This window comes from Domibacillus mangrovi (genome assembly GCF_001906925.1).
In the GTDB taxonomy this organism is placed as follows: domain Bacteria; phylum Bacillota; class Bacilli; order Bacillales; family Domibacillaceae; genus Domibacillus; species Domibacillus mangrovi.
In genome coordinates, this window is sequence record NZ_MRWQ01000005.1 from 340,557 (window position 1) to 353,824 (window position 13,268).

The following is a 13,268-nucleotide window of genomic DNA, read 5'->3' on the forward strand; positions in this document are numbered from 1 at the left end:
GCAGCAAGACCCATTATGTGAAGTTGCACTTTACTATACGTTACACATTTTTCGCCTATTTTAAAAGGGTTTAAAGCTTAATTTTATGTTTTTACAAGATTTGATCAAATTTCTGCTATACTGTCGTGTATAATAACGTCATATATCTATCCTATCATACAGGTGATTATTACTGATGAAAAAACGTGATTATTATTTTGATAATGTCCGGCTTGTACTCATTTTCTTTGTCGTTTTCGGTCATTTGCTCCGTCCATATATTTATGAAAGGCCGCTTATTTACGCGTTGTATATGAGCATTTATTTATTTCATATGCCCGCTTTTATTTTTGTGTCTGGATTTTTTGCGAAAGGAATTATGCGTCCGGGCTACATAAAAAAAGTCACCGGTAAATTGCTCATTCCACTGCTCATTTTCCAGGTTATTTATTCTGTGTTTTACTTCTGGATTGAACATGAAGAAGCGTTATCCGTCAGTCTGCTTATTCCGGAATGGTCGCTCTGGTTTTTACTGAGTTTATTTTTTTGGAATATATTATTGCGGATCACAGTAAATTGGCTGAAACCCGCTATTGCTATCGCACTTGCTATAGCGGCAGGGCTTTTAAGCGGCATGATTGACGAACCACTTCAAGTGCTCAGCGTTGGCCGCACATTCGTCTTTTTCCCATTCTTTTTAATCGGCTATTATGCGAAAAAAGAATGGTTCGCGCCGCTTTTTACAGCACCGGCACGGATCATCCTTCTTTTCACAGCAGCCATTCTGTTTTTATTCTTTTATAAAAACACTGGTATTCAAATTGAGTGGCTGTTTGGATCGAAGTCATATGACGACCTAGAAGCAGGGCCTATGTCCGGTGTTGCATGGCGCTTGCTTGTTTATGTCCTCAATGTAATCATGATTGCGTTTATTTTATCTATTGTGACGCATAAGACGTTTTTCTTTACAACATGGGGACAAAATACTCTTTATGTGTACTTGCTTCACGGCTTTTTCGTCCAAGCATCAAGGCGCGTACATACACTTGAACTGCCGCCTTCCCTATTTGTTTTATTTTTAACTGCAGCGGCACTGACACTTCTTTTGTCATCACCACCCACTGCTGCTTTGTTCCGGCCATTTCTTGAACAAAAGCGGCCCAGCTTTTTAACCAAAAAAGGAGATTGAAAAACTTGAACATTACCGTTTGTACATTAAATGCAAAATACATCCATACGAATCTCGCCATCCGCTATTTAAAATCGTACTGCGAAGATGCATATAACATTCATATAGCGGAATATACGATTAAAGATCCCGCAATGAATATCGTGACGGATTTATACAGCAAAAAACCGGACGTGATCGGCTTCAGCTGCTACATCTGGAATATCGAAGAGACAATTCGTGTAGCGGGCATGATTAAAAAAGTATTGCCTGACTGCACCATTATATTCGGCGGTCCGGAAGTCACATATGACGTGCCATACTGGCTTGACCGTTTAACTGATGTCGATTTTCTGGTCATCGGTGAAGGTGAAGAAACATTTCGTACCCTTCTAGACGCATTGTCAGGCAGCCGTGATTTTTCAAAAATTGCTGGAATCGGTTATAAAAAGGACGGTAAGCATCATATTCACCCGCAAACGAATAAAATTGATTTACGCAAGCTACCGTCTCCGTTTCAATTTGAAGAGGATCTTCCGTTTCTCTCTAAACGAGTTACATACATCGAAACGAGCCGCGGCTGTCCGTTCCGCTGTCAATTTTGTCTCTCTTCCATTGAAACAGGTGTCCGATATTTTGACCGTGAAAAGGTGAAAGACGATATTCGCTTTTTAATGAAAAATGGGGCCAAAACGATTAAATTTGTGGACCGTACTTTTAACATTAGCCGCAGCTATGCGATGGAAATGTTTCAATTTTTAATTGATGAACATGTGCCAGGTACTGTTTTTCAATTTGAAATCACTGGCGATATTATGCGCCCAGAAGTCATCAATTTTTTAAATGAGCATGCACCTGCTGGACTGTTTCGCTTTGAAATTGGCGTCCAGTCAACAAATGATGATGTTAATGAACTGGTCATGCGGAAACAAAACTGGGAAAAACTTGTCCGGACGGTGACGATGGTCAAAGATGGTGGGAAAATCGATCAGCATCTCGATTTAATTGCCGGACTGCCTGAAGAAAATTACGATTCATTCCGCAACACATTTAACGATGTATTTGCGCTTCGTCCAGAAGAAATGCAGCTCGGCTTTTTAAAACTGCTGCGCGGGACGGGGCTACGTTTAAGTGCAGATCAATACGGCTATGAATACATGGATCAGTCGCCTTATGAAATGTTGTCAAACCGGGTATTGCCGTTTGATGATGTGATTCGTATTAAACAGACAGAAGATGTGTTGGAGAAATATTGGAACGACCACCGGACCGATGAAACGATTGAATTTATTGTGCAACATTTAGTCGAGACGCCGTTCGACTTTTTCCAAAACTTTGGTGCGTACTGGGAAAGGCAGGGCTGGGGACGAATTGGACACCAGCTGGAAGATTTATTTCATCGTTTATCTTCTTTTTTACAAGCCGCTTATCCGCAGAAAGCATCTTTAGTTGAAAGTACGATGAAATATGATTATTTGAACAACCAGCGCTATAAGCCACGGAAGCCATGGTGGAACGATCGTTTTGATAAAGCAGCTCGCTCGACTGTGTACCGCTCCCTTATTGAGCATCCTTCTATCGCTGGAACTGAATTTGCAGCACTCCATCTTCATGAAAAAGATTTGTATAAACATACAATGATTGAACCAATAAATATGATGAAACAGGACGGACAATGGATTAAAAAGGATGGCTATATGATTGCTTGGTTTGATCCATCCGGCAGCGGTTCCAGACTATTTTTCCTAAAAGAAGAAGAATTGCACCTTTTGCCAAAAAAAGCATAAAAACAAAAAAAACAGTGAATCCAAATTGGATTCACTGTTTTTTTCATTAAATATTTGTTTCTTCAATATCCTCTTCCGGGCCTTTACTGCGGGCAACTAAGTAACCGCCCACCGCGAGAGCAATTAAGACACCCCAGAAGACCGTTTTCCACGGTGTTGATTCCGGGAAGTGCTCATCGAGTACGGCAAGTGAAGGATGTGAAAGTGTAAAGACGGCAAGCTTTACCCCCACCCATCCAACGATTAGAAAAGCTGTTGTTTCCAGTGTCGGATATTTTTGCAGCAAGCGGACAAACCATGTTGCCGCAAAACGCATAATAACAACACCTACGAAACCACCAGCAAACATCACAAGGAATTGACCTGTGTCAATGCCGCCAATGTGCCCCCATCCTGTTTCAGGAAGCGTAACAGCGAGTGCTACCGCTGCAAGCATTGAATCAATCGCAAAAGCAATGTCCGCAATTTCAACTTTCAAGACCGTCATCCAGAAAGAAGAGCCTTTTCTTTCTTTTTCGATTCCATGGTCTTCAATGCTTTCATCTTCATCTTTTTCTTTCCACTTTTTATACAAGTGGTTAAAACAAATAAAGAACAAGTAAAGTGCGCCAATGGCTTGTACTTGCCACACTTTGACAAGAAATGAAATGAGGAACAAGGCACCAAGACGGAACACAAATGCCCCTAATAATCCGTAAAACAACGCTTTTTTCTGTTGTACTTTCGGTAAATGCTTCACCATCACAGCCATAACGATCGCATTATCAGCAGCTAAAATCCCCTCTAGAACAATGAGGACACCGAGTACCCAGGCGTATTCAAGTAATAATACTGTATCCATTTTCCCTCTCCTTCCGGTAATAACGTACCCATTTAAACTGAAATAAAAACGGGCATTAAAGAACACAAAAAGCGAGACCTTTGCCTTTTATTAGGCAAAGGTCTCGCTGAGCATGTCTCGTCTTCATGCCAACAAAGCCGGTGAATACAAATCCACGAATTGACGACTTTGTTTTAGGTTTACACCTAACGCTACTCCCCTTCGACTTTCGTCAAAAGAAAATTCAATTATATTACTTTTTTATTGTATCAATTTATCTTTCGTGTGTAAACCTTTTTCTCTCAGCAATGGCCGATCAAAAAAACTGAACACGACCGGGATAACGATTAATGTTAAAAAAGTGCTTGATAGTAAACCGCCAATAACAACAATGCCCATCGGCTGATTGATTTCCGTTCCATTACCGATGCCGGATGCGAGCGGTACAAGTCCTAAAATGGTCGTCAGTGCGGTCATTAAAACCGGACGAACGCGATCTTTCACTGATTGAACAATGGCATCCGTTCCCGAGTAGCCTTCCTGCTTTCGCTGTAAAATGTAATCAACGATGACAATCGCATTATTGACGACGATTCCGAGGAGAATTAATACACCGATCACAGCAGGTATGCTAAGCGGTAGCTGTGTAACGATGAGTGAAAGGGCAACGCCAATCATCATGAGTGGCACAGTAAACATAATAACGAACGGATATTTAAATGATTCATATTGCGCAGCCATCACGATATAAATAAGTACGACAGCCAGAATCATTGCCATGATCATATCATCCTTTGAATTATTCAAAAGCTCCTGATCCCCACTATAGGAAAGCTCTGTTTCATCAGGCAAGTTCAAGTCTGCTATTGCCTCACCCACTTTCGATGACACATCCCCAAGATTCGTTGTTGCTGCGTACTGTAACGTAAATTGCACAGCATCCTGTCCACCAATTCTTCGTACATTCACAGGACCGTCTTTTATTTCAATATCCGCTATCCTTTCAAGCGCAACGAAATTCCCGGATGGTGTTTTGACGAGCATACCGCGCAGCCCATTCAGATTTTCTGTCACATCTTCATCATATCGAACATAGACCGTTTTCACATTCGATGATGGTTCTTCAATAACTTGCGTCGCAAAGACACCGCGCGTTGCATCATTGACGATTTGCGCGACTTGCGCCGGCACGAATCCAGCTGCCTGCGCTTCGGAACGGTTCACTGTTATTTGAATCTCTTTCACCGTTTCATCACGGTTCGTTTGTACGTCCGTCACACCAGTAATATCCATCACTGCCGATTCAATAGCAGCTACCGCTTTATCAAGACGATCTTTATCTGTATCACGGACATTGAATGCCAATGTTTGCGGTGCCGTACCCGAGGCCGATTGCAAATTGAACGTGACTTCTGCTGTTTCATTAACTGAACGTGCAGCTTTTTCAGCTTTCGGTTTTACATCATCCACAAAGTTGAAAATCGAGCGGCTGCGCTCTTCCATCATTTTCACATACATTTCCGCTTCGTTCTCTTTGCCAGTTCCGCGGAACGAATCTTCCTGCGTAGTACCGATTAAACTGACATACACTTGCGTATCTTTTTCTTTTGCTAACACGTCTTCTACCGCTTTTACCACTTTATCTGTTTCTTCAAGCGATGTACCGTGTTCGGTTTCAACACGGACTGTGACAAAGCCTTCATCCGTCGGCGGTAAAAACTGTGTACCAACTTTCGTTAAGCCATAAATACCGCCAAGCATGAGCACAAGCGCGATGCCAAGTACTACGAAACGGTGAGCAAGTGACCATCTGACTGCTTTTTCAAACAGGACGAGATGACGTGATTGTTGCCGTTTCACTTCGATATTTTCAGGTATTGCCGTTAAAAAACGGCTCGCCAGCATCGGAATTACCGTTAATGCGACAACGAGTGACGCCACTAAACTGAATGAAATCGTCAGCGCAAATTCTTTAAAAATTTGCCCCAGAATCCCAGAAATAAAGACGACCGGTAAAAAGACAGCAACTGTTGTAAGCGTTGATGCCGTAATAGCCATACCTACTTCTTTCGCCCCGTCATAGGCCGCTTTCTTCGGATCTTTCCCCATTGAAAGATGCCGGTATATGTTTTCGATGACGACAATGGCATTATCGACAAGCATCCCGATTCCGAGCGCAAGTGCACCGAGCGTCATAATATTCAAATTAAACCCTGCAAAATACATGAGCACAAATGTTATAATGACTGAGTATGGAATCGCGACACCGATAATAAGCGGACTTTTTATGTTACGCAAAAAGAAAAACAAAACCGCCATCGCAAGCGCACCCCCGACAATAAGCGAGTTGGCAATGTTGCCGATCGCAAGACGAATGTAATCCCCTTGGTCAAATAAAAGATCGGCCTGTACACCTTCATATTGACTCCTTAATAACAACTCATCTAACTTTTCTTGAAATTCTTTGGACACAGCCGCTGTATTCGCACCTGATTCTTGGAGAACACTTAGTAATATGGCTGGTTTTTCATTCGCACGTGTCACCGTGTCTTCATTTAGCGGCTTCAATTCTACCGTTGCGACATCTGAAATCTTGACTTCTTCTCCATTTAGAGGGTTAACAGAAATCGTCAAGTTTTCAATATCAGCCGCTGTCGTTAACTGACTCATTATACGTGTCGTTAACGTTTTCCCTTCTGCTTCAACTGTGTTGCCCGGCAATGAAATGTTGTTCGCTTGAATCAATTGAACGACATCTGACTGACCAATCCCGTATTCCTTAAGCTTTTCTTCATCGAGTTCAACAATAAATTCATCAGATGTAACACCCGTTACCGATACGTTAGCCACTCCTTCTACTGACGATAAATCAGTCTCCAATGTTTTGGACAACTGCTCAAGATCAACCTTTCCATCTGATTGCAGTGACAACTGAATAATGGGAAACTGGGACGGATCAAATTTCAAAAACTGCGGCTCACCGGCGCCTGTTGGCATTGGTGTCTGGGCGATCCGCTGCAGGACATCATTTTGAACATCATCAATGTTTGTGCTCCATGAAAATTCAAGCAAAATGAAATTGGAGCCTTCCTGTGATGTCGATGTTATCGTATCAATTCCTGGAAGCGTCGATAAACTGGCTTCGAGCGGCTTCGTAACTTTTTCTGACACTTCTTCTGGTCCTGCTCCGTCATACGTCGTCACGATAACTGCAATGGGCGGGTTCAAATCCGGAATGAGTTTCAATGGAATACGCATCAATGATACGATGCCTAGAATGATCACTAAAAACATTAAGACCGTTGTAAAAACCGGCCGATCAATAGAAAATTTACTGATTTTCAATCTTCTGCCCCCTCTGCGATTTGCTCTGCTGTCTTTTAACTATACCTAATATTTCCTCGAGTTAATCAATTCAAACGCATTCGATTACACAAAAAACCGACCTTAACATTAAGATCGGTTTTCTTTGGAGATCGTCCATCCTGTATATCCATACAAAACCGTCAACAGGGGACTGACTAAACAAAAAAATGCGAAAAAGAAATAGTCCGTCACCGGAACACCAAGCACATCCGCAATAAAGACACCGCATACGCTCCATGGAACAAGCGGATTCACAACGGTTCCTGCATCTTCAAGTGTTCTTGATAAATTCTTTTTTACTAGTCCCAATTTTTCAAAATGGTGACTAAACGCTTCACCTGTAAGTAATATGGATAAATATTGCTCACCGATTATGACGTTGATCCCCATTGCGGTAGCAGCTGTCGCAGCAATCGAATGCCCTGCTGTTGTTAGTTTTCGCTCAATTCCTTCAAATAGGCATGGAATAACACCAAGCGTAAAAAGCAAACCACCAAGACTTAATGATAGCAATATAAGGGACACTGTGAACATCATGCTGTCAAGTCCTCCCCGTGACAGCAATGCATCCACTTCGGCATTCCCTGTGTCCGGCACGAATCCGGCAAATAAAACGGCCGCTGTGTCTGCAATTGATTTGCCCGAATGAAAAAAAGAAAGCCCTGTGGCAAACGCTGTACTGGCCGCAAGCGTTAAGAGCGGCGGAACTCTTCTAATAGAAAGGATAACAAGCATTAGAGCCGGCAACCAAGAATACCAGTGAATAAAGCCCATCTCTTGAATCGTGTCTCTTATCTGCTGAACATCTTGAAATGAACTACCATCAAGATCAGGGGACAAAGCCGCAAATCCAGCAAGGGATAGAAGAAAGGCTGGCACTGTCGTCCACGCCATATTTTGAATATGAACGAACAAATCCACACCAGCGATCGATGCCGCTAAATTGGTCGTGTCTGATAAAGGGGACATTTTATCGCCAAAAAAAGCACCGGACACTACTGCGCCTGCTGTAATAGCAGCTGACGCATCCATCGCAGATGCCACGCCGACAAGCGCAACGCCAATTGTCGCCACTGTCGTTAATGAACTGCCAATAAACAATCCGATTAATGAGGCAGTTAAAAACACAGCACCATAAAAAAAGCCGGGCGATACAAAGAAAAAAGCAGTATCCATTAGTGAAAGAATCGTTCCTGACAGCAGCCATGCACTAATTAACAGTCCAATCATGAAAAAAATAAACACGGCTGAAATTCCTGATTTCGCTCCGTCTACCAGTCCTTTTTCAAGAGAGGTGTATGGAACACGCTTCATAAGGCCAAACAGAATCAGAACAAAAATCGACACAATAACCGGTATGTGCGGTACTGTTCCTACAAAAATAATCATTGTACTAATAATGGCCATAATCATAAAAAGTAAGCTCATCGCTTCATAAAAAGCGGGTTGATATACCTGCTTTATGTTAAACATTCCAACACCCCTGATTCCTTACACATTTTACATGCCTTATTATTGCGAAATAAAAATCACCCGTCAACATAGAAAAGCCCCTCTATGAGCAAGAGAGGCTACCTTGTTCCATTTATCCCATTAAGTTGTACAAACGAATATTTTCATGTTTATCCTGGAACCAGCGCAGTGCAAAATCATTTTCAAATAAAAAGACAAGTTTGCCTGCACGATCTCGAACAAGCGTGCTTCTCGATGATGACATGGAATCTTTAATGTCTTCTTCATTTTCTACCCAACGAGCAATTTTCGAGCCAATTGATTCCATCCGCACTTCCGAATTGTATTCGCCTATCATCCGATGTTCAAACACTTCAAACTGAAGTTGACCGACCGCACCTAGAATATATTCTTCTGTACGAACTGTTTTGTATAATTGTATAGCACCTTCTTGCACAAGCTGATCGATTCCTTTATGGAAACTTTTTTGTTTCATCACATTTTTAGCGGCTACTTTCACGAACAATTCCGGTGTAAACTGGGGCAATTTTTCATATTGAAAGATTGGTTTACCAGCAGTGATTGTATCACCAATCTGATAATTACCTGTGTCATACAACCCGATGATATCGCCGCTTACCGCTTCATTGACCGTACTACGGTCATCCGCAAGAAATTGTGTGGACTGCGATACTTTCGTCGTTTTCCCCGTCCGTGCAAGTGTCACAGCCATCCCACGCTCAAATTTGCCTGAGCAAATACGTAAAAAGGCAATCCGGTCACGATGAGCTGGATTCATATTTGCCTGTATTTTAAAAATAAAACCCGAAAATTGTTCATTTAACGGATCAATTTCACCGATATCGGCTGTACGCGGCTGTGGCGCCGGCGCAAATTGCAAATACGTTTCTAAAAACGTCTGCACACCAAAGTTCGTCAAGGCGCTGCCGAAAAATACAGGTGATAATTCACCGGAATCAATTTTCTCACGTGAAAAATCATTTCCTGCTTCTTCAAGCAACATAATATCGTCCATTGCTTCTATATAATGGGACGTTTGTTTGATCGGATGATCAGCAGCAATATGTCCGTCTGCATCAAGCGATAAAAAACGATCGGCTTCTTCTGTACGGAATTGTTCTACCCGTTTGTTATAGCGGTCATAAATACCGAAAAATTCTTTTCCCATTCCGATCGGCCAGTTCATTGGATACGACTGAATGCCAAGGACTTCTTCTAATTCTTCTAACAGTTCAAGCGGCATTTTCCCCTGGCGGTCAAGCTTGTTAATAAATGTGAATATCGGAATGCCTCTCATGCGGCATACTTTAAATAATTTTAATGTCTGTGCTTCAATTCCTTTCGCTGCATCGACTATCATGACCGCACTATCTACAGCCATAAGCGTTCGATACGTATCTTCACTAAAGTCTTGATGCCCTGGTGTATCCAAAATATTGACATTAAAATCTTTATATGCAAACTGCATAACAGATGATGTAACCGAAATACCACGTTGCTTTTCAATTTCCATCCAGTCAGATGTCGCAAATTTCCCTGACTTTTTTCCTTTTACTGTTCCTGCATCTCGAATCGCGCCTCCAAATAAAAGCAGCTTTTCAGTCATAGTCGTTTTCCCGGCATCTGGATGGGAGATAATTGCAAATGTCCGTCTTGATAATACGTCTTCTTTAAATGATGTCACACTCTTTCTTCCTTTCCATTCTGACACGTTTATAGTCTGTCGATTCAGATAGCATATATAGTAAGTACTTTTTAAATTTCACGTCTTTTTCAAACAGTTAAATAACCGACGGACTTAATTATAAACTAGACAGCTGTTTATGTGTAACTAAAAATTAAGAAGTGAGTACGATGATGTATGTATGGAGACTATTCTACAGATGTATTGTTCTTATAATCAGCTTTCTTTTTTTAATAAATAGATATCAAATTAACTTGCCCATCAAAAAAACAATAATATTCAGAATATTTTTTCATTGACTTTTTTGTTTTTTATTTTGCAATAACGGGAATACATAAACCAACATAGCATTACAACTTAAACTTTTAGGAGGAAATAAATCATGGGCTTTATTATGTTCTTAATTGTCGGTGGGGTCATCGGCTGGCTTGCAGGACTTATATTAGGTAAAGACATTCCAGGCGGTATCATTGGCAATATCATTGCAGGTATTATTGGAGCATGGGTCGGCGGAGCACTTCTTGGCCGTATGGGTCCAGACATTGGCGGTATGGCGATTATTCCAGCTCTAATCGGTGCAGTTATTCTCGTTGCTATCGTAAGCTTTATCCTTAAGAGAATGCGTCATGCATAATAAAAAAGTGTCGCCCGCTCAAGCTGGCGACACTTTTTTTATGTTAATGTTTGAAATGCCTGGTCAAAGTCACGGATTAAATCATCCGGTGATTCAAGACCTACTGACAAACGAAGAAGACCGTCTGTTATGCCACGTTTATTCCGTTCTTCTGGCGGCATTGCCGCGTGAGACATTTTTGGCGGATACGATAAAATTGATTCAACTGCACCAAGACTTACGGCAAAAACCGGAATTTTCACATTGGCGCTAAACTGGCGAACAGCGTCTTCATTTTCAAGTTCAAATGATAAAACGGCGCCTCCTCCTGATGCTTGGCGGAAATGTGTAGAATGACCTGGATGAACAGCTAGACCTGGATAATACACATTTTTCACAAGCGGATGTACAGCCAAGTAATTCGCTATTTCAGCTGCACCTTTTTGTGATTGTTCAAGTCGAACAGACAATGTTTTTAATCCACGTAGTACGAGCCAGCAGTCCTGTACCCCTAATACGGCACCAAATGAGTTTTGAAGCGCATAAATCTTTGATGCAATGACTTCATCCTTTGCGACAGCAAGGCCTGCTAACACATCGCTGTGGCCTGATAAGAACTTCGTTGCACTGTGTAAAACAAGGTCGACTCCAAATTCGATTGGACGTTGCAATGCGGGCGTTAAAAACGTATTATCAAGGAATGTCAGACAGTTATTCGCTTTCGCTAGTTTAACGATCCCTTCAATATCGGTCACTTTCAAAAGCGGATTGGATGGTGTTTCCATATAAATGACTTTCGTATTCGGCTGAATTGCTTTGGCCACTGCATCAAGATCCGTCATATCAACGAATGTATGTTCAATACCGAATCGTGTCAATACCGCTGTTACCATGCGGAATGTGCCGCCGTATACGTCCTCTGTTACAACGACATGATCTCCTTTAGATAATAGAAGAAACGCAGTTGAAATCGCCGCCATACCAGATGCAAACGCAAATCCGCGCACACCTCCTTCTAATTCTGCAATCGCGGCTTCAAGTGTTTCACGCGTCGGATTTCCGGAACGGCTGTAATCATACTGGCCAAATGAATCAAAATCAGATTGGTGAAACGTTGATGCATGCTGAATTGGTACACTGACGGCTCCTGTATATGAATCGAATTTATGCTCGTTATGAAGCAATTTTGTTTGAAATGTATAGTCACTCATCTAATCTTCCTTTCATTTTTTCAAATGCTTGCGTTAAATCCTCCATTAAATCTTCTACGTGCTCAATACCAATTGAGAAACGCAGAAGCTTGTTACAGATTCCGTTTGCGATGCGCACGTCTTCAGGTATGTCCATATGCGTCTGCGTCGCAGGGTACGTAATAAAGCTTTCTACGCCTCCAAGGCTTTCCGCAAATGAAATCAACTGCATATTTCGCAAAAATGGATTGACCCAGTTTTCCGATTTTAAACGAAACGAAAGCATCCCGCCCTGTCCCGGATATAACACATCTAAAATGTCTTCGTGTGCTTCTAAAAACGCAGCGATTTTCCGTCCATTTTCTGTGTGCTGCTTCATACGTAGACTAAGCGTTTTCATTCCCCGGGCAAGCAGCCAAGAATCAAACGGTGACAGTACCGCACCAATCGCATTTTGAAATTCAAATACTTTTGCCGAGAGCTCTTCTCCTTTTACTGCGATCAGTCCAGCAAGTACGTCATTGTGACCGCCAAGATATTTCGTCGCGCTATGGAGAACGATGTCAGCCCCTTGCTCGATCGGACGCTGCAACAACGGTGTATAAAACGTATTATCAACAATCAAAAGTAACTTATGTTCTTTTGCAAATGAGGCAACAGAGGAAATATCCGTTTCCTTCATCAATGGATTCGTCGGTGTTTCCAAAAAAATGGCTTTCGTTTTGTTTGAAATGCGCTCTTTCGTTTTAGTCAAATCCTCAAAGCTGTCGTATGTAAATGCCAGACCAAACTTTTTCCAACCTTTTTCAAACAGACGATATGTGCCTCCATATAGATCAGCTGATACGAGAAATTCATCGCCCGGCTCAAATAAAGACAAAAGTGTATGTATGGCTGCCATGCCAGATGAAAAAGCAAAACCTGCATCCGCTCCTTCTAGATCGGCAATCGTTTTTTCAACGACTTCACGTGTCGGATTTCCTGTTCGCACATAATCATACCCTGTCGACATACCAATTCCTTCGTGACGGTATGCTGTTGAAAAATAGACAGGCGTATTAATTGTACCGGTTGGATTATTCGTTCTGTTGCCAATTTGCGCTAATTTCGTTTCAATATTTGTCATCGCGATCGCTCCTTTTTATAAAAAAACAAGCCTTCATGGAAGAAGGCTTGTTTTTACACTTC

At 41.8% G+C, this 13,268-nt stretch carries 9 protein-coding genes; 3 read left to right on the forward strand and 6 right to left on the reverse strand.

Going from position 1 to position 13,268, the window contains the following annotated elements:
* The first annotated feature begins 175 nt into the window (after positions 1–175).
* Complete coding sequence (locus BLL40_RS06855; protein ID WP_073711160.1) at positions 176–1,168, forward strand: acyltransferase family protein; 993 nt, start codon at positions 176–178, stop codon at positions 1,166–1,168.
* Between the two features lie 5 nt (positions 1,169–1,173).
* Entirely contained in the window at positions 1,174–2,934 is a 1,761-nt protein-coding gene (locus BLL40_RS06860) for a B12-binding domain-containing radical SAM protein (protein WP_073711161.1), read from the forward strand.
* 46 nt (positions 2,935–2,980) lie between these two features.
* Here BLL40_RS06860 and BLL40_RS06865 read toward each other — a convergent pair whose 3' ends face one another.
* The 4 genes from BLL40_RS06865 to BLL40_RS06880 all read right to left on the reverse strand — a co-directional run bounded on the left by BLL40_RS06865 (position 2,981) and on the right by BLL40_RS06880 (position 10,277).
* Complete coding sequence (locus BLL40_RS06865; RefSeq protein ID WP_073711162.1) at positions 2,981–3,775, reverse strand: TerC family protein; 795 nt, start codon at positions 3,773–3,775, stop codon at positions 2,981–2,983.
* Positions 3,776–4,015: 240 nt separating this feature from the next.
* Positions 4,016–7,099: an efflux RND transporter permease subunit gene (locus tag BLL40_RS06870; protein WP_073711163.1), complete on the reverse strand. Its 3,084-nt coding sequence runs from the start codon at positions 7,097–7,099 to the stop codon at positions 4,016–4,018.
* Positions 7,100–7,207: 108 nt separating this feature from the next.
* Positions 7,208–8,593 (reverse strand): Na+/H+ antiporter NhaC, encoded by a 1,386-nt coding sequence (gene nhaC, locus BLL40_RS06875; protein WP_073711164.1) that lies wholly within the window; start codon positions 8,591–8,593, stop codon positions 7,208–7,210.
* Positions 8,594–8,705: 112 nt separating this feature from the next.
* Positions 8,706–10,277, reverse strand: a complete 1,572-nt coding sequence (locus BLL40_RS06880) for a peptide chain release factor 3 (RefSeq protein WP_073711165.1) — start codon at positions 10,275–10,277, stop codon at positions 8,706–8,708.
* Between the two features lie 382 nt (positions 10,278–10,659).
* On the opposite strand from BLL40_RS06880, the gene BLL40_RS06885 reads away from it, so the two are divergent.
* Positions 10,660–10,911, forward strand: a complete 252-nt coding sequence (locus BLL40_RS06885) for a GlsB/YeaQ/YmgE family stress response membrane protein (protein WP_073711166.1) — start codon at positions 10,660–10,662, stop codon at positions 10,909–10,911.
* Positions 10,912–10,949: 38 nt separating this feature from the next.
* Here the strand turns inward: BLL40_RS06885 and metC are convergent, their stop codons facing one another.
* On the reverse strand, positions 10,950–12,101 hold the full coding sequence (gene metC, locus BLL40_RS06890) for a cystathionine beta-lyase (RefSeq protein WP_073711167.1): 1,152 nt from the start codon (positions 12,099–12,101) through the stop codon (positions 10,950–10,952).
* A complete protein-coding gene (locus tag BLL40_RS06895) occupies positions 12,094–13,206 on the reverse strand; it encodes a methionine biosynthesis PLP-dependent protein (protein WP_073711168.1) in 1,113 nt (370 codons plus the stop codon). The genes metC and BLL40_RS06895 overlap by 8 nt, the downstream gene beginning before the upstream one ends.
* Between the last annotated feature and the right edge of the window lie 62 nt (positions 13,207–13,268).